This is a genomic window from Kitasatospora sp. NPDC006697, assembly GCF_042869935.1.
Taxonomy (GTDB): domain Bacteria; phylum Actinomycetota; class Actinomycetes; order Streptomycetales; family Streptomycetaceae; genus Kitasatospora.
This window is the reverse complement of sequence record NZ_JBIAGU010000041.1, coordinates 26584-46127: the sequence shown is the minus strand read 5'-3', so window position 1 is coordinate 46127 and position 19544 is coordinate 26584. Positions and strand designations below refer to the sequence as shown.

Genomic DNA, 19544 nt, shown 5'->3' with positions numbered 1-19544 from the left:
TGCGGCGACTCCGTCCGAACCGCACCATGGCGGCCGCTCCCGGCGGCCGCTATGGTCTGCACATGCCACCCCAGTCGCGCAGGCCCGCCACCCTCCCGGTGCTCCAGTACCGCAAGCCCACCCGCGGCCGGGACTACTGGGTCTTCGACGACGTGCTCCCGAACGCCGACGAGGTCCGGGCACGCGCCCTGGCCCGCACCGACTGGACCGAGGGCTACCCGCACAAGCCGGAGACCTGGCCCGGCCTGCGCGCGATGCCCGCCCTGGAGCCCGAGGAACTCGTCCGGGTGGAGGCCCTGGTGCGGCAGGCGACGGGCGCCGCCCGGATCTGGTCGCTGGGCGCGGTGGGCGACGCGACGGTGAACCACAACTGCGTCCAGGTGGTGGGCGCCGGCGAATGCGAACCCCGCCCGCACACCGACTCCCGGGCACTCTGCCGCTACGCCGCCGTCCTCTACCTCAACCCCGGCGTCCCGGCCCGCTGCGGCACCAGCTTCCACCGCCAGAGCCTGCCCGGCGGCGTACTCGGCGGCAACGCGGTCACCGCCCCGCACAACAACCTGGCCGAGGCCCTGGGCACCCGCTTCGTCCCGGCCGACGCCTTCACCGAGGACGTGCAGGTGCCGCACCGCCACAACCGCCTGCTGCTCTACTCCGCCAACCTGATCCACACCGCCACCGAGTACTGGGGCAGCACCCTGGAGGAGAAGCGGATGACCGCCGTGTTCTTCTGGATGGCCTGACCCCGCACCGGAGTTCAGCGCAGCAGCACCGGCAGCTCCAGCAGTCCGTGGTGGCGCGGGTTGTACTGCCACTCCAGCTCCGCCGGGTCGACGGCCAGCCGCAGTCCCGGGTAGCGGCGCAGCAGTTCGGCGAAGGCGACCTCGGCCTGCAGGCGGGCCAGGGGCGCGCCGAGGCAGTGGTGGATGCCGTGGCCGAAGGCGAGGTGGCCGGAGGGGTCGCGGGCGATGTCGAAGCGGTCCGGGTCGGGGAAGACCGACGGGTCGCGGTTGGCGGCCAGCAGGCCGAGGTGGACGAACTCGCCGGCCGGGATCCGGGTGCCGGCGATCACCACCGGCTCGGTGGTGTAGCGCATCGTGGCCAGGCCGAACGGGCTCTCGTAGCGCAGCACTTCCTCGACCGCGCCGCGCAGCAGCCCGGGATCGGCGCGCAGGGCGGCGAGTTGGTCCGGGTGGGTGAGCAGGGCGTGCACGCCGTTGGCGATCAGGTTGACGGTGGTCTGGTGGCCGCCGACCACCAGCAGGAAGCACATCGAGGTGATCTCCTGCTCGGTCAGCCGGTCCTCGCCGTCGCGGGCGGCGAGCAGGTCCGTGAGCAGGTCGTCGGCGGGGTGCGCGCGCTTGTCCCGGACCAGGTCGCGGATCCGCTCCAGCATCGACTCGGCGGTGAGCACCGAGACTTCGCCGTCGCCGGTGCTCTCCTCGTCGAGCGTGTTGCCGCGCACCCGCAGCGCCGTGCGGTCCCGGTGCGGGGCGCCGAACAGCTCGAAGACCACCGAGACCGGCAGCGGCAGCGCGAAGTCGCCGATCAGGTCGATCTCGTCCGGCCCGTCCGGCGAGTCCAGGGCGTCCAGCAGCAGCCCGACCTGGCGTTCGATCATCGGCCGCATGGCGGCCACCCGGCGGGCGGTGTAGGCCTTCTGCACCAGTTTGCGCAGCCGGGTGTGGTCCGGCGGGTCGGCGTTGAGCATGTGCGTGGTGAGGGCTTCGCCCGGTCCCTCGGTGAGGCCGATCAGGGCGCCGTAGCGCTCGGCCGCGCCGTCCTTGCTGAGTCGCGGGTCGGCCAGCGCGGCGCGCACCTCGGCGTGGCCGGTGACCAGCCAGCCCTCGATGTGCACCGGTCCGTCGAACCGCACCCGGTGGGCGCCGCCGCGCTCGCGGTAGCCGCGGAAGGTCTGGTGCTGCCGGCCGAAGAAGGACTCCTCGATCACCTCGGTGTCCTGCGTCATCGTGCGCCTCCCTTGACCAGCCGGACCTCTTCCACGCCGAGCAGTCCGACCAGCGGCACCTTGGCCTGCTGCTGCGCCGGGTCGACCACCAGGCCCTGCTCGCGGATCAGGTCCAGCAGCAGTTCGGCCAGCGGCATCACCATGTGCCGCCCCCAGCAGCGCTCCGAGGAGTGCCCGAACGGCAGGTAGCCGGGTGCCGTGTCGGGGTCGAGGCCGTCCCAGCGCTCGGGGCGGAACTCCTCGGGCGCCTCCCAGAGCGCCGGGTCGCGGTGCGAGAGCAGCGGCAGGATCAGCACGTCGTCGCCGGGCCCGATCCGGGGGTCGATCTCCGGGTACTCGGGGGAGGCGTTGCGCAGGATGTTCCAGGAGGCCGGCAGCAGCCGCAGCGCCTCGTGCACCAGGTGCCGGTTGGGCACCGACTCGTCGAACGGCGCGCCGAGCCAGAGCGCGTTGGCCACCAGGGTGGAGACGGTGAAGCAGACCGGCGCGGCGGCCCTGCGGTACATGCCCATGGCGTAGCGGCGGTCCTGGTAGCCCTCGGCCTCGGCGAACAGCCGGGCGATCGAGGTGAGCCCGTCGGCGGGCCGGTTCCGCAGCGGCAGCGCTGCTCCGGCGACGATGACCGACCAGGTGAGTTTCGGGGTGAGTTCCAGATTCCGGCTCATCAGGAGTTTCAGCCGGTAGGGGTCTTTCCCGAGAATGAGGTCGCGCAGGAAGAAATGTCCGGTGAGCGGCCACGGGCCGGTCAGGTCGGCATTCCTCGGTATGGGATTCTTCAGTGCCTCGCGCACGTCGGAGCCGATCGTCCGGATCACCGAGGCGCCCTCGTTGCGGGAGATCGAGCGGCCGTGCAGCGGCTTGAAGGTGGGGCGCTCGGTCTCGGTGGCCCGGCGGGCGGCGAGGATCCGGTCGGCGGCCGCCGGGCCGGCGACCCCGACGGTGTCGGGCTCCAGGCGGAACACGTCCTGGCCCAGATGGTCTCTGATCAGGGCTTCCAGTCGCGGGGCGAACACGGTGGTCCGGGCCCGCGGCGGGGCGGTGCGCGGCATGGCGGGCCTCCAGCGCGAACGGTGGTGCGGGTGGACGGGGGCGCGCCGCGGTCCCCGCCCAAGGGATCGGGGCGGGGCCGCGGGCGGATCGCCGGTTTAGTACCAGAAGTACCAGGCGCTCTTCTTCAGGCTCTTCTGACCGCAAATGGTGTTGCGGACCGCGAACAGAATCTTCATCTCCGTACCCCCCTCCGTTCGAGTCGGTGAATTCGGCCATTCACTGCCGATGGGGAGAGTGAAGTCCTTCGGCCCGGCGACTGTCAATGCTCGGGTCGAAAACCGCGGCCCGTTCCCGTACTGCTGCCCGAAAGGGCGCGTCAATTGCAGAGGTTTCGCGGAAATCACCGCGCAATTGAACCGCGGGCCCCGCGCCCTCCGTTTCGGTCCTGACGCCTCGGCGGCTCGCGCCGCCCTGGCAGGGGCGGGCTGGGCGACCGTCACCCGGACGCCCGGCCGGTCCGCCGCCGGGGTGCGCGGGCGAGCGGGTAGCGTCGGCCAGGAGCCGTTCCAGCGCCGTCTCGGAGGGACCGCACCGGTGACCGTCAACGAAGTCCTCGCCCGGCGGATCCGCGACGAGCTCGGCGAGCTGCCCGGGCTCTCCGAGAAGCGGATGTTCGGCGGGCTCGCCTTCCTGCTCAACGGCAACATGGCGGTCGGGGTGCACGGGGACGAGCTGATCGTGCGGCTCGACCCCGGGCACACCGACGCGGCGCTGGCCCGCCCGGGCGCCCGGCTGTTCGAGATGGGCGGCCGCAGCATGCGCGGCTGGCTGCTGGTGGACCGGGCGGCGCTGGCGGCGCCCGGCGCGCTCGCCGACTGGGTGGCCGAGGGCGTGGAGTTCGCCGAGTCGCTGCCGCCCAAGTGAGGCCGCCCGAGCGGGACCGGCCGAGCGGGACCGCGCGGCCGGACCCGCCCAAGTGACACCGTCTTGATCGAATCCGCGCAACCGTGCCGCAGCGGGGCCCGGAACGACGGATGATGGGGAAATGATCTCGATCCTGTTCGCCGTGCTGACCGCCCTGAGCAACGGCACCGCCTCGGTGCTGCAGCGCCGGGCCGCCGCCGACGCCCCGGAGGAGGACGCCCTGCGCCTCTCCCTGCTGCGGGTCCTGCTGGGCAAAGGGGTCTGGATCGCCGGCATCGCGATGAGCGCGGTGGCGGCCGTCTGCCAGGCGGTGGCGCTGGCAACCGGGCCGATCGCGGTGGTGCAGCCGATCTTCGTGATCGAGCTGCCGTTCACCCTGCTGCTGGGCGGCCTGCTCTTCGGCGGCTCGTTCCCGCGCTCGGTCTGGCTGGCGGTGGCGGCGGTGGCCGGCGGGCTGAGCCTCTTCCTGCTGGCCGCCGCGCCGAGCGGCGGCGACGCCTCGGTGACCACCGGTTTCTGGCCGGAGGCGCTGCTGGTGACCGGCCTCTTCCTGGCCGTGCTGCTGGGCCTCGGCCTGCGGGTCAAGGGCAACGCCCGGGCCGCCGCGCTCGGATTGGCGGCCGCCTGCGGCTACGCGCTGACGGCGGCGACCATGAAGGACGCGATGGCCCGGCTGGACCACGGCGCGGGCGCCTTCTTCACCGGCTGGCAGCTCTACGCCACCATGGCGATCGGCGCCGGCTCGCTCTTCGTGCTGCAGAACGCGCTGCAGGCCGGCTCGCTGGCCGCCTCGCAGCCGATGCTGAGCATCGGCGACGCGCTGATCAGCACCTGCTACGGGGTGACGCTGTTCTCCGAGAGCCTGCGCACCGGCTGGTGGCTGGTGCCGCAACTGGCCGCGCTGGGGCTGGTGCTGGCCGGCTGCATCGGGCTCTCCCGCTCGCCGCTGGCGGACGGGCTGGCCGCCCAGCCGCCGGGCGGGCGGGACTCCGACGGGGTGCCGGCGGGCGTCTGAGCCCGGCTCGGGCCGGGCGGTTCAGGCGAGGTGGAACTCCACGGCCTCGCCCTCGCCGCACACCGCGGCCAGCCTCACCCTGGTCCCGACCGGCACCACCTCGTAGCGGCTGGCCGTCACCACGGCGGCGATGGTCAGCCCCTCGTCCAGGGTGACGGCGCAGCTCTGCCGGATCCGGTGCTCCAGGAACTCGGAGCGCACCACGGCGCCCACCCGGCGCACCACGCCCAGGCCCGCGCTGGACTGCTCCGCCATGTCCGTGGAGCCGCAGACCGGGCAGAGCAGCCGGAAGTGCTCGGTCGGCGAACTGCACCACCGGCACTGGCGGTACTGGAGCACCACGTCCGCGTCGGCGGCGAGCATCTGGTTCACGGTTCGGTCCCTCCCGGTCTGGCCAGTGTGCGGCGACCATATGGCACCCAGTGCCAAACGACAAGGCACTCAGTGCCGAGTGCGATCCAGGTCACCCCGGCGGACGGACTGTCACCCGGGCCGCCGGAGCACGTACAGTCCGTGAGACCGACGGACCGTCAATCCGTGCCGCCCCGAGGCCGAACCAGGAGCAGCAACGTGCCCATCGAAGCCGGCGCCCCGCCGCGCGAACCCGTGCCCGAGCTGGACCCCGCCGCCGTGGCCGCCTGGCAGGCGGGCGGCGGGCAGTTGGTGGAGCTGCTGGCGCAGGTCCGGGCCGGCCACGGCGGGGTGGCCGCGGTGCGGCTGGGCCCGCGGCCGACCGTGCTGGTCACCGAACCCTCCGCGGTGCAGTACGTGCTGGCGCAGCAGCCGGACCGCTACGTCAAGCGCTCGCACCGCGCCCGGGTGCTGATCGGCGACGGCGTGCTGGCCGCCACCGGCGACGCCTGGCGCAGTCAGCGGCGACTGCTGCAGGCGCAGTTCACCGGCACCGGGATGCGCCGCTACGAGGAGCGGATCGCCGCGGCCGCCCGCCGCGCCGCCGACCGCTGGGCCGGGTACGCGAGTTCCGGCCAGGAGGTCGAACTGGCGGACGAGATGCGGCACTTCGCGCTGGACACGATCTGGCGATCGCTCACCGGGCACCCGTTGGACGAGGAGACCGAGGCCGCCCTGGCGTCGGTCGGCGAGGCGGTGGCGCTGCTGCCGCAACTGCCGGAGGACTCGGCGCGGGCGCAGCAGGCGGTGGCCGGCTACCTGGCCCGGATCGACGAGGTGGCGCACCGGGCGATCGCGGCCGCCCGGGCGGGCGAGACCGGCCCGGCCGGGCCCGGGCTGATCCAGGTGCTGGTGGACGCCTCGGCCGATCGCCCGGAGTACACCGACTCCCTGATCCGCGACGAGCTGGTCACCCTGCTGCTCGCCGGCCACGAGACCACGGCGACCACCCTCACCTGGCTCTACCTGCTGCTGGACGCCGCCCCGGGCGCCCGCGAGGCGGCGCTGGCGGCGGGCCCGGACGGCTCGGCCGAACGCCGGGAGGCGCTGGGCGCGCTGGTGCACGAGACACTGCGGATCTACCCGCCGGCCTGGATCCTGCCGCGCACCGCGGCCGAGGACGACACCCTGGCCGGGTTCGCGATCGAGCGCGGCACCGATCTGCTGGTCTGCCCGTACCTGACCCACCGGGCGCCCGAACTCTGGCCGGAGCCCGAGCGGTTCGACCCGTCCCGGTTCCTGCGGCCGGGCGGCCGGCCGGCCGAGCACGGCGCCTACGTGCCGTTCGGGCTGGGTCCGCGCGCCTGCCTGGGCCTGCAGTTCGCGCTGCGCGAGTCGGTGGCGCTGCTGGAGCAGCTGCTGCCGGCCTTCACCGTGGCCTTCCGGTCCGTGCCGGAGCGGTCCGCGTTCAGCATCACGGTCCGCCCGGACGGCCCGACTCCGGTGGTGCTGACGGCCGTCGGGCGCTGACGGCTGCCCGGCAGCGCCACCGGGGCGGTCAGAGCTCGGCGAGCAGGTCCGGGTTCACCCGGCCCAGGATGGTCGCCACGTCGATGCTCTGCGCGGCCGGCCAGAGCACGGCGCGGGCGGCGCGGTACTTGGCGGCCAGCCGGGTGCGCTGGTCCTCGGGGAGCGCGCCGGTCCGGGCCGGCAGCGAGTTGTGGGCGTTGTCGGCGATCTTGACCAGGGTGGCGCGCGGCTTGCCCGCGATCTCGGTGATCATCTCCTCGTAGGCGACGCCCGGGCGCTTGGTCACCGCGAGCACGGTGTCCACCACGACGCCGGGCACGCCGGCCGCGCGCAGGCGGTCGGCGGTCCAGTCGGTGTCCTCGATGATGTCGTGCAGCAGCCCGGCCATCTGCGCGTACGGCCCGAAGGGTTCCAGGCCGTGCGCGACGGCACGGACGTGTTCGATGTAGGGCACTCCGATCCGGTCCAGCTGTCCGGCGTGCGCCCGCTCGGCGAGGGCGTCCACCTCGGCGACGGTCAGTGGCATGCGGCTCTCCCCGCGTCGGATTCCCCCGGGTTCCCCGATCCCTCACGAGTCCCGTCCCCGCGAGTCCGCTCCCCGCGGCGCCCGGTGGCCCGGTGCGCCCGGTTCGACATGGAACCCGTGCCCCTGACTTTAGAGCGTGCCCCTGCGCCTTCCTACAGCGAGGAGCTCGGCAACTGTGGCCAGTTTGACCCGGGGGCGGCCGGTCGCGGCGCCGCGGGCCCGCTCGGCCTTCTCGATCGCCCGCAGTTCGCGCACTCCGGTGGCCTGGGGGCAGCGGCGGCGGACCAGCCGGTCGAACTCGGCGGGCGGGGCGAGCGGGGTGGCGAGCAGGCCGGCCGCGGCGTCGGCGAGCAGCGCGGCCACCGTCTCCTCGGCGCAGGCGCGGTTGCTGCCGATCCCGCCGGTGGGCCCGCGCTTGATCCACCCGGCCAGGTAGGTGCCGGGTTCGACCCGGCCGCCCTGGTGCGGGACCCGGCCGCTCGCCGGGTCGAAGGGCAGGCCGGGGACGGGGCCGCCGCGGAAGCCCGCGGCCCGGACCACCAGGCCGGCGGGCAGCTCTGCGCCGTCGGCCAGCCGCAGGCCGGCCACCCGGTCGGTGCCGGTGAAGGCCGCGGCCTGGCGGTGGAAGGCGAGCACCAGCCGGCGGCCGGGCGGCGGGGGCCGGTGCCAGTCGATCCGCTCGACCGGCAGCCCGTCCAGCACGTCGGCCTTGGGCCCCTCCGACGGACCCTCGCCTTCGGCCACCACTACGGTGATTCCGGGGAGTTGACGGAGTGCCAGGAACTCCGACCGGGTGTAGGCGGCCTCGCCGGGTCCGCGTCGGGCGAGCAGCACCACCTCGCGCAGCGCGCTGCCGCGCAGGGCGGCCAGCGCGTGGTCGGCGATGTCGGTGCCGGCCAGCTGGTCCGGGTCGGCGAGCAGGATGCGGGCCACGTCCAGCGCCACGTTGCCGTTGCCGATCACCACCGCCCGTTCCGCGCCGGCGAGTTGGACGGCGTCGGCGGCAACGGTCGGATCGGCGTTGTACCAGCCGACCACCCGCCCGGCGCCGAGCACTCCGGGCAGCTCCTCGCCGGGCACGCCGAGCTCCCGCTCGCCGGCGGCGCCGGTCGCGTAGACCACCGCGTGGTGGTGCTCGGCGAGTTCGCGGTGGGTCAGGTCGCGGCCGACCTCCACGTTGAGGTGCAGCCGCAGCCGGGGGTTGAGGTGGAGCTGGGCGAAGCTGTCGCCGATCCGCTTGGTGGACTGGTGGTCGGGGGCCACCCCGTGCCGCAGCAGGCCGCCGGCCACCGGCAGGCGGTCGATCATCACCACCTCGGCGCCGGCGGTGCGCAGCAGCTCCTGGGCGGTGTAGGCGGCGGCCGGCCCGGTGCCGACCACGGCCACCCGCAGCGGGCCGGTGCCGGCCGGCAGGCTGCGCGGGAACCGCGGCTCGCCCCAGGCGTGGTCGGTCGGATTCTCCTCGTAGTAGCGGCGGTTGACCTCGCCGTAGCCGGCCAGCGACCCGGCCAGCCGGTCCACCGGGAAGATCGCCTCCACCGGGCAGGCATCGGCGCAGGCGCCGCAGTCGATGCAGGCGACCGGGTCGATGTGCAGCAGCTCGGTGGTGCCGAAGCCGGGTTCCCCGGGAGTGGGGTGGATGCAGTTGACCGGGCAGACCGAGACGCAGGTGGCATCGGTGCAGCAGGTCTGGGTGATCGCGTAGGCCATCGGGCGCTGGTCCTCGGGGTCGGTCGGATAGGGCTGAGCCGCCGTCAGATCATGTGCAGGCGCTGGTAGATCCGCATCGAAGAGCGGGTGAGCAGACCGGCCTCGCCGAGGAAGTGGATCAGGTGGGCGGAGCTGGTGCGCATCATCGCCTTGCGGTGCGCGCTGCCGCGCACCTCGGCCAGCGCCTCCTCGACGTCCAGCCCGGCGGCCGCGTAGACCTGCGGGTTGACCATGCTGGAGAGGATCACCCAGGCGGCCACGGCGGTGCCGAAGGCGCTGTGCCGGCGGCGCAGCGGACCGGCCCCGCGCAGCCGTTCGCGGATCTCCTGGCGGGCGAACTTCATGTGCCGGGACTCCTCGACCACGTGGATCCGCGAGGTGGCCCGGACGATCGGCAGCACCTGCTCGCCGCGCATCCAGTCGCGCTGCATGACGTCCAGCACCTCTTCGGCCACCAGGATGCCGCCGTAGGCGAGTTCGCCGCCGGCCAGGCTCTTGAAGGCGCGCGCGGCCTCGGCCACCGGGCGGGTCGGCCGGTAGGCGGGCACACCCATCTTCTCGCAGGCGCGGGCGAACATGATCGAGTGCCGGCACTCGTCGGCGATCTCGGTGAGCGCGAACCGGAACTCGGCGGCGGCGTGGTCCTTGAGGTACTGGTCGCGCAGCACCAGCTGCTGCAGGATCATCTCGAACCAGATGCCGGTGCTCATGATCGAGCAGACCTCGTGCCGGGTCAGGGTGACCCGCTGGAACTCCGACATCCGGTCCCAGAGCCGGGTGCCGTAGAGCGTGCTCCACTCCGGGTTGAGGCCGTAGTGGGCCGGGTCCAGCGGGGCCGCCCAGTCCACCTCGACCGCGGGGTCGTAGGAGAGCTGGGCGGCCGAGTCGAGCAGCCGCTGCGAGACGTCCTCGTCAGCGCCGGTGTGTCCGTGCCTGCTGGTTGCCGTTGCCGCTGCCGTGTTGTGCGCCATGTCCCTGCCCTCCGGTGCCCGTCACCGTCTTATTGACGCACGTTACAATAAGAGTCGGGGCTGGACCAGGGGTCTGGCGGCAGCGAGGCCTTTCAAGCACGGCCTTTCAGCAGGAACCGGGCGCGGCCTCCCCGGCGAACCGGGCGGCCAGGTAGAGCGAGACCGCGGTCTCCCGGGCCGCCGCCTCCTCCACGTGCTCGCCGAGCAGGTCGCGCTCCCGCTGCACGGTGGCGCCCTTGGCGCACCAGTCGGCCACCAGCTGGTCGTCCTGGCCGACCGGCACCACCTCGTCGGTGTCGGCGTGGTAGTCGTAGACCGGCACCGCCGGCGCCCGGGAGCCGAGGGTGTCCTGGCGGAGCACGGCCGCCACGCTCGGCACCCCGAACGGGTCGGTGACGGTGGTGTCCTCGGCCAGCCGGCGGAATGCGAAGCGGTTCAGGACCGCCGACTCGCAGCTCCCGCGCAGCGCGGCGAAGTCCTGCTGCCCGCGGGAGTTGAGCAGTCCCGTGATGCCGGACTCGGGCCACTCGGCGGCCACCCCGTAGGCCGCGGCGAACTCGAAGCCGGCGAACGGGCCGCCGTCGAGGTAGGAGGCCACGGCGGGCGGCGCGGCCGGGGTGCCGCCGATCGCGGCGCCGACCAGGTGGACGTCGGGCGCGTACCCCGGCTGCAGCTCGGCGGCCCAGCCGGTGGCGTTGGCACCGCCCGAGTACCCGGTCAGCGCCCAGGGGTTGGCCGCGCCGATGCCGTCCGCAGCGAAGTTCCGCACGGCCCGGATGCCGTCCAGCACCGCGTGGCCCTCCTGCGGCCCGGCCAGGAAGACCGACCTCGGGCCCTCGTGGTCGGGGATCGCCACCGCCCAGTTGGCGGCGAGCAGTTCGACGCCGAGCGCGGCGTCCTGGTTGTCCTGGCCGGTGGCCAGCAGGTAGGAGGGCGCGCACTGGGTGCCCAGGCTGTCCTCCGGCGACTGCAGCGAGACCACCGGGCGGGCGCCCGGCCCGGTCCAGGCGGCCTTGGGCACCACCAGCGAGGTGACGGCCAGTTCGGGGCGGTCGTGGCTGTCGTTGCTGCGGTAGGCGATCTGCCAGACGTCGACCGGCATCGGGATCCAGTCGAGCATGGGGCGCGGCACCGGACGGCCGGCCACCACCTGGCCGGGCTGGTAGCTGCCGAGGTCGACCGGGGCCGCGTAGAACGGGTCCTGGTCGGGCGGCACCGAACCGGGCACGGCGGCGCTGCCCGCGGCGGCGGGGGCGGCCAGCGGCAGCAGCAGCGCTCCGCAGGTGGCGAGAGCCGCCAGCAGGGCGGCGGCCGGGCTGAGGGGGCGTCTGGACACGGGGGCTCCAATCACGGACCGTCAGGGCAGGCCGCAGGCGCGGGCCTTGCCCTCCAACGAGTTACCGGCGGGTAAATCACGGTACCGCCGCCCGTCCGGCCCGCACCCGACCGCGGTACCCGCTCCGTTGGCGCACCGCCGCCCGCCGCACCACCTCCGCGCGCCTCCCGCCACCGCCGCGCGCCGGGCGCTACGGTGCGAGCACCCCCGCACTCCCCCGAGGCACCCCATGCCCGCGCTCTCCCTGCTCCCCGAGACCCTGCGCGCCCGGCTGCGCCCGCTCTCCCCCGAGGCCGCCGCCCACGAGCTGCCGCAGCGCCCGCCGATGCTGGCCCGGCCCACCGACCGCCGGGTGCTCGGCGAGGACTGGGTCTTCGAACGCAAGCTGGACGGCATCCGGGTGCTCGCGCTGCGCCAGGGCGACCGGGTCCGGCTGCGCTCCCGCACCGGCAAGCCGCTGGACGACTTCTACCCGGAGCTGGCCGCCGCCCTGCTCGCCCAGCCCTGCACGGCCTTCGCGGTGGACGGCGAGATCACCGCGATGCGCGGCGAGATCACCGACTTCGGCCTGCTGCAGCAGCGGATGGGCCTGACCGATCCGCGCGCCATCGCCCGCACCGGCGTCCCGGTGGTGCTGCACCTCTTCGACCTGCTCTGGCTGGACGGCCAGGACACCACCCGGCTCCCGCTGCGTGCCCGCAAGGCGCTGCTGCACCGGGCGATCGAGTTCGCCGAGCCGGTCCGGGCCGTCCCGCACCGCACCGGCGACGCGGCCGAGCTGCTGGCGGCGGCCTGCGCCCGGGGCTGGGAGGGCCTGGTGGCCAAGCGCGCCGGCAGCGCCTACCGGCCGGGGCGCGGCGACGACTGGCTGAAGCTCAAGTGCCTGTCCGCCCAGGAGTTCGTGGTCGGCGGCTTCACCGAGCCGGCCGGCGCGGGGCGCAGCGGCTTCGGCGCGCTGCTGGTCGGCTACCACCAGGACGGGCGGCTGCGCTACGCGGGCCGGGTCGGCACCGGGTTCGACACCCGCACGCTGCGGGCGCTGCGCGGCTACCTGGACGCCACCGAGCAGCCGCGCCCGCCGTTCGACCCGGCGCCGCGCGAGCCGGGGGCGCACTGGGTGAAGCCGGTGCTGGTGGTGCAGGTGGGCTTCACCGAGTGGACCAGGGCCGGGCTGCTGCGGCAGCCGCGCTACCTGGGGGTTCGGGAGGACCGGCCGGCCGCGGAGGTGGTGCGGGAGCGCGGCACTGCGCCGGACGAGTGAGCCGGGGTGACCTGGGGCAGGCCCGGGCGTTGCACGGGGCGGTACCCCGTCGCCGCTCCTGGAGGCCCGCCGCATGCGCAGCACCGCCGTCCGCCTGACCACCGCCGCCCTGCTCGGCGCCGCCGCGCTGCTGGCCGCCGCCGGCCCGGCCGCGGCCGCCGACTACCCGGCGCCGAGCAAGCAGGGCCACACCTACAGCATCCCGGTGGGCGCGATCACCGATCTGGGCGACCTGACCAAGGTGGCCAACCTGGGCACGGACGTGGCGGGTCTGCTCGGGCGGTAGCCCGGTCAGCTCCCGTCCGGCCCGACCAGCCGTTCCAGCACCGGCACGGCCGTCCGCAGCACCTCCCGGTCGGCCTCGGTCAGGGTGGCGATCCGGCGGGCCAGCAGCGAGGACCGCTGCTGCCGCACCTGGTCGAGCAGCTCCCGCCCGTGGGCGGAGAGTCGGACCAGGCTGGAGCGGCCGTCGGTGGGGTCGGCCAGCCGCTCCACCAGGCGGTCGGTGAGCAGCGGGCCCAGGGTGCGGGTGATGCTCGGCGCGGCGACGCCCTCCAGCGCCGCCAACTCGCCCAGCCGCAGCGGGCCGTGCTGCTCGATCCGGGCGAGCGCCGAGAGCTGGGCGGCGGGCCGCTCCGCGCCGGGGCTGGACTGCGCCATCCGCCGGTAGAGCCGGGCCACCACCAGCCGCAGCCGGGCCACCGTGGCGGCGTCGAAGTCCTGCGCCGCGCCCTCGGTGGCCGGCTCCCGCCGCCCGCTCTCGTTCACCCGTTCCGCTCCCGCACCTCGGCCGTCTCCCGGCCGGCCCGCCCGCGCGGCAGACAGGCCACCGCCGCGACCAGCGACATCGCGATGGCCAGCACGAACACCACCATAAGCCCGTCGTGGAACGGCCCGGAAATCAGGTGCGGGAAGAACTGGCGGCCGGTCAGGGTCTGGGCGTTGCTCGCCGGCAGGCCGTTCAGCACCTTGTCGCCGAGCAGCTGGTGCACCGGGTTGTAGCCCAGGAAGGCGGCGAACAGCATGCCCACCGGCGGCAGTTGCGAGATCGCGTGGGCATCGCCGACCGGCACCTGCTGGGCGGTCAGGCCGTCCTGGAGGGTGTGCGGCAGCGAGCTGGACAGGCCGGCCACCATCAGCGAGAAGAACACCCCGATGGAGAGCACCATCCCGGCGTTCATGAAGGTGGCCCGCATCCCGGAGGCCGCGCCGCGGTCGGCGGCCGGCACGCTGCTCATGATCAGCGCGGTGTTGGGCGCGGCGAACAGGCCGCCGCCGAGGCCGTTGAGCAGCACCAGCACCGCGAAGGCCGGGTAGCCGAAGTCGGTGGGCAGGGCGAGCAGTCCGGCGAACGAGGCGGCCATCACCACCAGTCCGCCGGCCGCGAAGAGCCGGGCGCCGAAGCGGTCGGAGAGGTAGCCGGCCAGCGGGCCGGCGGCCAGGAAGCCGATGGTCAGCGGGACCAGGTAGATGCCGGCCCAGAGCGGGGTGTCGGCGTAGTCGTAGCCGTGCAGCGGCAGCCAGATGCCCTGCAGCCAGATGATCAGCATGAACTGCAGGCCGCCGCGGGCCACCGCGCCGAGCAGGGTGGCCACGTTGTTGCCCGCGAAGATGACGTTGCGGAAGAGCCGCAGCGGGAACATCGGCTCGGCCACCTTGGCCTCGATCACGCAGAAGACCACCAGCACGGCCGCGCCGCCGACCAGGCCGGCCAGCACCCAGGGGTTGGTCCAGCCCTGGGTGTGGCCGCCGTAGGGCTGGATGCCGTAGGTGATGCCGGCCAGCAGCGCGGTCAGGCCGACGGCGAAGGTGATGTTGCCCCACCAGTCGATCTTGCCGGGCCTGCGGCTGCCGGTCTCGTGCAGCGAGCGGTAGGCCCAGATGGTGCCGATGATGCCGATCGGCACGTTGACCCAGAAGATCGAGCGCCAGTTCCACTCGGCCAGCAGGCCGCCGAGCACCAGGCCGACGAAGGAGCCGGCGATGGCGGCCACCATGTTGACGCCGAGCGCCATGCCGCGCTGGGTGGCCGGGAAGGCGTCGGTGATGATCGCGGCCGAGTTGGCCATCAGCATCGCGCCGCCGAGCGCCTGCACCACCCGCCAGCCGATCAGCCAGAGCGCGCCGCCCGCGCCGTGCAGCGGGTCGAGCGAGAGGATCACCGAGGTGACGGTGAAGACCAGGAAGCCGGCGTTGTAGATCCGCACCCGCCCCCAGATGTCGCCGAGCCGCCCGAGGGTGACCACCAGCACGGCGGTGACCAGCATGTAGCCCATCAGCATCCAGAGCAGGTAGCTGACGTTGCCGGGCTGCAGCGGATCGAGCCGGATGCCGTTGAAGATCGCCGGCAGCGAGATCAGCACGATGGAGGAGTTGATGGTGGCGATCAGCATGCCCAGGGTGGTGTTGGAGAGCGCCACCCACTTGTAGCGCGGGTGCTCCACCCCGATCACACCGCTCTTGGCGCCGCCCCTGGCCGCACCGGCCGCGTTGGTCGTGTTGTCGGTTGTCATGCCATCCCCGCCTGGACGCTTCCGTCCCACAAGATACTTAGCTGACGTCAACTAAAAACCTAGGGCAGCGCGGACCCGCGGGGCAAGGGGCGCCGGCGGTCCGCCCGGGGGCGCCGGCGGCGCCCAACGTCCTTGTGGTGACGACCAGGTGAAGGGCGGGGGCGTCCGGCCATCCGGGTGAACCGCTCGCGCCGCCGCCGCTCGCCACCCGCCGCCGACCGTGCAGCGGCCAAGCTGGACCGGTCAGGAATCCCGAGGAGGAGGTGGGCGGTATGACGGCGACCAGTACGGCACTGCTGATCGACGGTTTCGAGCGGGTCCGGGAGGCGGTCACCGAGACCCTGGACGGGCTGAGCCAGGAGGAGTTGGACTGGCGGGGCGCCGACGGGCGGACCAATCCGATCGGCTGGCTGGTCTGGCACCTCGCCCGGGTGCAGGACCTCCAGGTCTCGGACGCCGCCGAGCTGCCGGAGGTCTGGCAGGCCCAGGGCTGGCAGCAGCGCTTCGCGCTGCCCTACCCGCCGGACGCCAGCGGTTACGGAGCGAGCGCCGAGCAGGTCGACCGGTTCTCGGCCTCGGCGGAGCTGCTGGCCGGCTACCTGGAGGCGGTGCACCGGCAGACCGCCGACTTCCTGGCGACGCTGCGGGAGAGCGACTACGCCCGGATCGTGGACGACGCCTGGAACCCGCCGGTCACCCTCGGGGTGCGGCTGATCAGCACCCTGGCCGACGACCTGCAGCACGCGGGGCAGGCCGCCCTGGTCCGGGGCAGCGTCAAGCGGCGGTGAGCTGACGGCGCGTCAATACGACGCGGCCGGAAGCTCTGTGGAGCCTCCGGCCGCGCGCCGTACCGCCGGGTGGGCGTCAGCCCAGCGGCACCAGGTCGCCCATGCCGCTGGTGGTCGGCTGGTGCTGGTGGCTGCCGAGCAGCGGGTCCAGCAGGGTGTGGTTCCCCGCGAGGTTGGGGGTGGTGCCGTCGCCGACCGCCGAGGCGGCGTGCGCGCTCGGCGCCGTCAGGGAGGCGACGACACCGACGGCGAGCGAGCTGAATGCGAGCAGGGTGCGCTTCTTCATACCCCGTCAACGAGCCGTCCAGGCGGAGGACACGGGCACACTTCACCCGCAAAGGCCTCACCGGTTCCACCATAGCTCTCCGTGGTTCGAGCGCCACCGACTGTAGATATTCGCCAATTCTCCTTATATTCCGCCCTCAAGATACACATTCTCGACCGAACAACCCATCACGCTACGGAAGCGTCACTGTTCGATCGGTGATCCTCCTTTATCAGTTCGACCACGTTCGCGCCACTGAGTCGTACTCACACACGTTTCACACGAATGCTCTTGGCCTCGGCGGCCAGGCTCGGCAAAATCTGTCGAGTTCATGCCGCAGACCGGCAGCTCACGGGGGGTGACGATCTGGTCAGGAGAACCTCACTGTGAAGTTCCGTGCCACCCGTCCGTCCGGCGGTACCGCGCTCGCGGTCCGCCCTCGGCAGGACCACGAACCCTCTCCCGGAACAGGAGTGACGAAGCGTCAGATAGAGCTGGTACGGGCGGTGACGGCCGCGGTCGAGCCCTGGGCAGCCGATCTGCCGCGGTTCTTCTACACCCTGCTCTTCGAGCGCTACCCCCAGGTCCGCGAGCTCTTCCCGATCCGGATGGAGGTGCAGCAGGACCGGCTGCTGCGCGCCCTGCTGATGATCGTCGACCTGGTCGACGACCCCCAGCACCTGGCCACCTTCTGCGCCGACCTCGGTCGCGACCACCGCAAGTTCGGCACCGTGACGGCGCACTACGCCGCCGTCGGCGAGTGCCTGCTGGCCACCCTGGCGCACTACGCCGGCCCCTCCTGGACCCCCGAGGCCGCCGAGGCCTGGACCGCCGCGTACAACACCGCCGCCCAGGCGATGGACCAGGCCGCCCTCGAGGACGCCCGGCACCGCCCCGCCGTCTGGCAGGCCCGGGTCACCGGCCACGTCCGCCGCTCGCACAACCTGGCCGAGATCACCGTGCAGCCCGACCAGCCCTACCCGTACCGCGGCGGCCAGTTCGTCTCGATGACCACCCCCTGGTGGCCGCGCACCTGGCGCTACTACTCCCCCGCGCACGCCCCGCGCCGGGACAACAGCATCACCTTCATGGTCCGCGCGCTCACCGGCGGCCGGGTCAGCAACGCCCTCGTCCGGCACGCCGAGCTCGGCGACACCGTCACCCTCGGCCCGCCGCTGGGCGACCTCGCGCTGGACGCCCGCTCGCAGCGCGCCGTGGTCTGCGTGGCCGGCGGCACCGGACTGGCCACCGCCCGGGCCCTGATCGAGCAGGCGGTGCTGGACGGGGTGCGCCGGCCGGTCGACCTCTACGTCGGCAGCCGCACCCTGGAGGAGCTCTATGCCATCGACGACCTGCACCAGCTCAGCCGCCGGCACAGCTGGCTGGCGGTGCGCGCCACGGTGGCCGACGAGCTGACCAGCGGCAGCGGCACCCAGCTGCTCAACTCCCTCGCCAAACAGGGGCCGTGGCCCGACCATGACGCCTTCCTGGCCGGCCCCGGCGCGCTGGTGGTGAGCGCCGCCCGGGTGCTGCACCGCGGCGGCATCCCGATCGAGCGGCTGCACCACGACCCGTTCGTCTCGCTGGACTCGGTGGGCACCCCGTGATGGATTCAGGAGCCGACAGCTTGACCGAACACCTGCTCGACCCGGCCGGCCTGGGCTTCGGCTCGTCCGGGGAGCACGAACTGCAGCGGCAGATGGGCACCTCGGACCGCGCCGCCGACTTCTACCGCCGCCAGGTCCGCCCCTGCCTCACCCAGCAGATGCGGGAGTTCGTGGCCCGGCAGACCATGGTCTTCATCGCCACCGCCGACGGCCACGGCGCCTGCGACGCCAGCTTCCGGGCCGGCCCGCCCGGCTTCGTCCAGGTGCTGGACGACCACACCCTCGCCTACCCCGAGTACCGCGGCAACGGAGTGATGGCGAGCGCCGGCAACATCAGCGAGAACCCCCATCTCGGTCTGCTCTTCGTGGACTTCACCGGCGACCGGATCGGCCTGCACATCAACGGCACCGCCCAGCTGCGCCCGGACACCGCGATGCGCACCGCCTACCCGGAGCTGCCGGAGGAGACCGCGCCCGGGCGGCGGGCCGAGCTGTGGGTGCGGCTCTCGGTGGACGAGGCGTACATCCACTGCTCCAAGCACATCCCGCACCTGCAGCCGGTGCCGGCGGGCACCCGGCTGTCGCGTGAACGGCCGCGCGATCCGGACTACTTCACGGGCACGGGCACCCCGCCGCCGCACGGGGCCGAGCCCGCGCCCGAAGAGGCGGCGCCGATCGCGCCCCCGGTCTCGCCGCCGGTCGCTCCGCCCTCCTGGGCCCGCCCGCCCGCGGCGGCGGCCGCGGCCGCCGCCCGGCGCAGTTGGCGCCTGGTCCGCCGCCGGGAGGCCTGAGCACCCCGGGGTGCCCGGGACCTCAGAGCCCAGGCAGCGTCTCCTGCGCCACCTCGCGCCGCCGCACCGGCTCGGGCTCCACCCGGCACCCCGGGCCGAGCCGCAGCATCCGGGACTCCGGATCGTGCAGCGGCCGCCCGCAGCCGCGGCAGGTGACGACGGCGGGCAGCCGCTCCGGCAGCTCCACGAGGGGTTCGTTCATGGGGCGAGGGTATCCCCGGGGTCCGTCGGACGGCCCCTAGACACCGGTCGCGGCGGTGGCGGCGGCGAACCGCGCGCTGACGTCCTGCCAGTCGACCACGTCCCACAGCCGCTCGACGTAGTCCGGCCGGACGTTGCGGTACTGCAGGTAGTAGGCGTGCTCCCAGGCGTCGAAGGCCAGCAGCGGGGTGCTGCCCTGCCCGACGTTGCCGTGGTGGTCGTAGACCTGCTCCACGATCAGCCGCCGCCCCAGCGGCTCCCAGCTGAGGATGCCCCAACCCGAGCCCTGCACGCCGACGGTGGCGGCGGTGAGCTGCTTGCGGAAGGCCTCGAAGGAGCCGAAGTGCTCGGTGACGGCGTCGGCGAGGGGCCCCTCGGGCCGGTCGCCGCCCGCCGGGGAGAGGTTCTGCCAGAACAGCGAGTGCAGCACGTGGCCGGAGAGGTGGAACGCCAGCGTCTTCTGCAGGCCCACCAGCCCGCCGAAGCGCTCCTGGTCGCGGGCCTCGGCCAACTGCTCCAGGGTGTCGTTGGCGCCCTTGACGTAGGCCGCGTGGTGCTTGGAGTGGTGCAGTTCCAGGATCTCCGCCGACATCGCGCGCTCCAGCGCGGAGTAGTCGTACGGCAGGTCGGGCAGCGTGTACACGCCCATGGGTTCCCTTTCCAGGAGGACGATCATGCTCGACCCACACTATTGCGCATGAGTTGCAATAGCTAGCAGGTTGCTTCAGCATGGGGTCGGCGGGACCGGCCCGCGCCGGCCCTGAGACGCGCTCACCCTTCACGGGTACCGGGCGGT

General features: G+C 73.7%; 22 protein-coding genes. 9 read left to right on the top strand and 13 right to left on the bottom strand.

Annotated features, from left to right (window positions below; genetic code table 11):
- Window positions 1-62 precede the first annotated feature (62 nt).
- Window positions 63-743, top strand: coding sequence for a DUF6445 family protein (locus tag ACFYNO_RS37075; protein WP_388022132.1), 681 nt, complete (start codon window positions 63-65; stop codon window positions 741-743).
- A 14-nt stretch (window positions 744-757) separates the two neighbouring features.
- Here ACFYNO_RS37075 and ACFYNO_RS37070 read toward each other — a convergent pair whose 3' ends face one another.
- The 3 genes from ACFYNO_RS37070 to ACFYNO_RS37060 form a co-directional block, all read right to left on the bottom strand.
- Window positions 758-1969: a cytochrome P450 gene (locus ACFYNO_RS37070; RefSeq protein ID WP_388022130.1), complete on the bottom strand. Its 1212-nt coding sequence runs from the start codon at window positions 1967-1969 to the stop codon at window positions 758-760.
- Complete coding sequence (locus tag ACFYNO_RS37065) at window positions 1966-3018, bottom strand: cytochrome P450 (RefSeq protein WP_388022129.1); 1053 nt, start codon at window positions 3016-3018, stop codon at window positions 1966-1968. Before ACFYNO_RS37065 ends, ACFYNO_RS37070 begins: the two co-directional genes overlap by 4 nt.
- A gap of 96 nt (window positions 3019-3114) precedes the next feature.
- Complete coding sequence (locus ACFYNO_RS37060; protein ID WP_388022191.1) at window positions 3115-3195, bottom strand: tryptorubin family RiPP precursor; 81 nt, start codon at window positions 3193-3195, stop codon at window positions 3115-3117.
- 358 nt (window positions 3196-3553) lie between these two features.
- On the opposite strand from ACFYNO_RS37060, the gene ACFYNO_RS37055 reads away from it, so the two are divergent.
- Together ACFYNO_RS37055 and ACFYNO_RS37050 are read left to right on the top strand one after the other, a co-directional pair.
- Complete coding sequence (locus tag ACFYNO_RS37055; RefSeq protein WP_388022127.1) at window positions 3554-3883, top strand: TfoX/Sxy family protein; 330 nt, start codon at window positions 3554-3556, stop codon at window positions 3881-3883.
- A 121-nt stretch (window positions 3884-4004) separates the two neighbouring features.
- Entirely contained in the window at window positions 4005-4898 is an 894-nt protein-coding gene (locus tag ACFYNO_RS37050; RefSeq protein WP_388022125.1) for a DMT family transporter, read from the top strand.
- A 21-nt stretch (window positions 4899-4919) separates the two neighbouring features.
- Here ACFYNO_RS37050 and ACFYNO_RS37045 read toward each other — a convergent pair whose 3' ends face one another.
- Entirely contained in the window at window positions 4920-5270 is a 351-nt protein-coding gene (locus ACFYNO_RS37045) for a hypothetical protein (RefSeq protein ID WP_388022123.1), read from the bottom strand.
- Between the two features lie 198 nt (window positions 5271-5468).
- On the opposite strand from ACFYNO_RS37045, the gene ACFYNO_RS37040 reads away from it, so the two are divergent.
- A complete protein-coding gene (locus ACFYNO_RS37040; protein WP_388022121.1) occupies window positions 5469-6779 on the top strand; it encodes a cytochrome P450 in 1311 nt (436 codons plus the stop codon).
- Window positions 6780-6807: 28 nt separating this feature from the next.
- On the opposite strand, the gene ACFYNO_RS37035 is transcribed toward ACFYNO_RS37040, so the two are convergent.
- The 4 genes from ACFYNO_RS37035 to ACFYNO_RS37020 all read right to left on the bottom strand — a co-directional run bounded on the left by ACFYNO_RS37035 (window position 6808) and on the right by ACFYNO_RS37020 (window position 11322).
- Window positions 6808-7305, bottom strand: coding sequence for a phosphohydrolase (locus ACFYNO_RS37035; protein WP_388022119.1), 498 nt, complete (start codon window positions 7303-7305; stop codon window positions 6808-6810).
- 129 nt (window positions 7306-7434) lie between these two features.
- Window positions 7435-9015 (bottom strand): FAD-dependent oxidoreductase, encoded by a 1581-nt coding sequence (locus tag ACFYNO_RS37030; protein ID WP_388022117.1) that lies wholly within the window; start codon window positions 9013-9015, stop codon window positions 7435-7437.
- A gap of 44 nt (window positions 9016-9059) precedes the next feature.
- The gene (locus tag ACFYNO_RS37025) at window positions 9060-9986 is read right to left on the bottom strand and encodes a diiron oxygenase (protein ID WP_388022116.1); all 927 of its coding nucleotides are present in this window, start codon (window positions 9984-9986) and stop codon (window positions 9060-9062) included.
- 106 nt (window positions 9987-10092) lie between these two features.
- On the bottom strand, window positions 10093-11322 hold the full coding sequence (locus tag ACFYNO_RS37020) for a lipase family protein (protein ID WP_388022115.1): 1230 nt from the start codon (window positions 11320-11322) through the stop codon (window positions 10093-10095).
- Between the two features lie 229 nt (window positions 11323-11551).
- Between ACFYNO_RS37020 and ligD the strand changes: the two genes are divergently transcribed.
- Together ligD and ACFYNO_RS37010 are read left to right on the top strand one after the other, a co-directional pair.
- Window positions 11552-12583: a non-homologous end-joining DNA ligase gene (gene ligD / locus ACFYNO_RS37015; protein ID WP_388022114.1), complete on the top strand. Its 1032-nt coding sequence runs from the start codon at window positions 11552-11554 to the stop codon at window positions 12581-12583.
- Between the two features lie 73 nt (window positions 12584-12656).
- Window positions 12657-12869 carry a hypothetical protein gene (locus ACFYNO_RS37010; RefSeq protein ID WP_388022112.1) on the top strand — a complete coding sequence of 71 codons (213 nt, stop codon included), beginning with the start codon at window positions 12657-12659 and terminating at the stop codon, window positions 12867-12869.
- A gap of 5 nt (window positions 12870-12874) precedes the next feature.
- Here the strand turns inward: ACFYNO_RS37010 and ACFYNO_RS37005 are convergent, their stop codons facing one another.
- Window positions 12875-13351: a MarR family winged helix-turn-helix transcriptional regulator gene (locus ACFYNO_RS37005; protein WP_388022110.1), complete on the bottom strand. Its 477-nt coding sequence runs from the start codon at window positions 13349-13351 to the stop codon at window positions 12875-12877.
- Window positions 13348-15096, bottom strand: a complete 1749-nt coding sequence (locus ACFYNO_RS37000) for an MFS transporter (RefSeq protein WP_388022108.1) — start codon at window positions 15094-15096, stop codon at window positions 13348-13350. The genes ACFYNO_RS37005 and ACFYNO_RS37000 overlap by 4 nt, the downstream gene beginning before the upstream one ends.
- Before the next feature lie 272 nt (window positions 15097-15368).
- Between ACFYNO_RS37000 and ACFYNO_RS36995 the strand changes: the two genes are divergently transcribed.
- Window positions 15369-15884: a DinB family protein gene (locus ACFYNO_RS36995; protein WP_388022107.1), complete on the top strand. Its 516-nt coding sequence runs from the start codon at window positions 15369-15371 to the stop codon at window positions 15882-15884.
- A gap of 76 nt (window positions 15885-15960) precedes the next feature.
- Here ACFYNO_RS36995 and ACFYNO_RS36990 read toward each other — a convergent pair whose 3' ends face one another.
- Window positions 15961-16170, bottom strand: a complete 210-nt coding sequence (locus ACFYNO_RS36990) for a hypothetical protein (RefSeq protein ID WP_388022105.1) — start codon at window positions 16168-16170, stop codon at window positions 15961-15963.
- 452 nt (window positions 16171-16622) lie between these two features.
- Between ACFYNO_RS36990 and ACFYNO_RS36985 the strand changes: the two genes are divergently transcribed.
- Both ACFYNO_RS36985 and ACFYNO_RS36980 read left to right on the top strand, forming a co-directional pair.
- On the top strand, window positions 16623-17756 hold the full coding sequence (locus tag ACFYNO_RS36985) for a globin domain-containing protein (RefSeq protein WP_388022104.1): 1134 nt from the start codon (window positions 16623-16625) through the stop codon (window positions 17754-17756).
- 20 nt (window positions 17757-17776) lie between these two features.
- Window positions 17777-18547 (top strand): pyridoxamine 5'-phosphate oxidase family protein, encoded by a 771-nt coding sequence (locus ACFYNO_RS36980; protein ID WP_388022103.1) that lies wholly within the window; start codon window positions 17777-17779, stop codon window positions 18545-18547.
- Window positions 18548-18569: 22 nt separating this feature from the next.
- On the opposite strand, the gene ACFYNO_RS36975 is transcribed toward ACFYNO_RS36980, so the two are convergent.
- Together ACFYNO_RS36975 and ACFYNO_RS36970 are read right to left on the bottom strand one after the other, a co-directional pair.
- A complete protein-coding gene (locus tag ACFYNO_RS36975; protein WP_388022101.1) occupies window positions 18570-18749 on the bottom strand; it encodes a DUF6011 domain-containing protein in 180 nt (59 codons plus the stop codon).
- Window positions 18750-18785: 36 nt separating this feature from the next.
- Window positions 18786-19397: a superoxide dismutase gene (locus tag ACFYNO_RS36970; RefSeq protein WP_388022099.1), complete on the bottom strand. Its 612-nt coding sequence runs from the start codon at window positions 19395-19397 to the stop codon at window positions 18786-18788.
- Between the last annotated feature and the right edge of the window lie 147 nt (window positions 19398-19544).

Bases quoted from the DNA above. Each gene is read 5' to 3' on its own strand.
- ACFYNO_RS36970 (WP_388022099.1), bottom strand. From the start codon at position 19,397: ATGGGCGTGTACACGCTGCCCGACCTGCCGTACGACTACTCCGCGCTG.
- ligD (WP_388022114.1), top strand. From the start codon at position 11,552: ATGCCCGCGCTCTCCCTGCTCCCCGAGACCCTGCGCGCCCGGCTGCGC.
- ACFYNO_RS36990 (WP_388022105.1), bottom strand. From the start codon at position 16,170: ATGAAGAAGCGCACCCTGCTCGCATTCAGCTCGCTCGCCGTCGGTGTC.
- ACFYNO_RS37070 (WP_388022130.1), bottom strand. From the start codon at position 1,969: ATGACGCAGGACACCGAGGTGATCGAGGAGTCCTTCTTCGGCCGGCAG.
- ACFYNO_RS37035 (WP_388022119.1), bottom strand. From the start codon at position 7,305: ATGCCACTGACCGTCGCCGAGGTGGACGCCCTCGCCGAGCGGGCGCAC.
- ACFYNO_RS37025 (WP_388022116.1), bottom strand. From the start codon at position 9,986: ATGGCGCACAACACGGCAGCGGCAACGGCAACCAGCAGGCACGGACAC.
- ACFYNO_RS36995 (WP_388022107.1), top strand. From the start codon at position 15,369: ATGACGGCGACCAGTACGGCACTGCTGATCGACGGTTTCGAGCGGGTC.
- ACFYNO_RS37065 (WP_388022129.1), bottom strand. From the start codon at position 3,018: ATGCCGCGCACCGCCCCGCCGCGGGCCCGGACCACCGTGTTCGCCCCG.
- ACFYNO_RS37075 (WP_388022132.1), top strand. From the start codon at position 63: ATGCCACCCCAGTCGCGCAGGCCCGCCACCCTCCCGGTGCTCCAGTAC.
- ACFYNO_RS37030 (WP_388022117.1), bottom strand. From the start codon at position 9,015: ATGGCCTACGCGATCACCCAGACCTGCTGCACCGATGCCACCTGCGTC.
- ACFYNO_RS37000 (WP_388022108.1), bottom strand. From the start codon at position 15,096: ATGACAACCGACAACACGACCAACGCGGCCGGTGCGGCCAGGGGCGGC.
- ACFYNO_RS37060 (WP_388022191.1), bottom strand. From the start codon at position 3,195: ATGAAGATTCTGTTCGCGGTCCGCAACACCATTTGCGGTCAGAAGAGC.
- ACFYNO_RS37050 (WP_388022125.1), top strand. From the start codon at position 4,005: ATGATCTCGATCCTGTTCGCCGTGCTGACCGCCCTGAGCAACGGCACC.
- ACFYNO_RS36975 (WP_388022101.1), bottom strand. From the start codon at position 18,749: ATGAACGAACCCCTCGTGGAGCTGCCGGAGCGGCTGCCCGCCGTCGTC.
- ACFYNO_RS37010 (WP_388022112.1), top strand. From the start codon at position 12,657: ATGCGCAGCACCGCCGTCCGCCTGACCACCGCCGCCCTGCTCGGCGCC.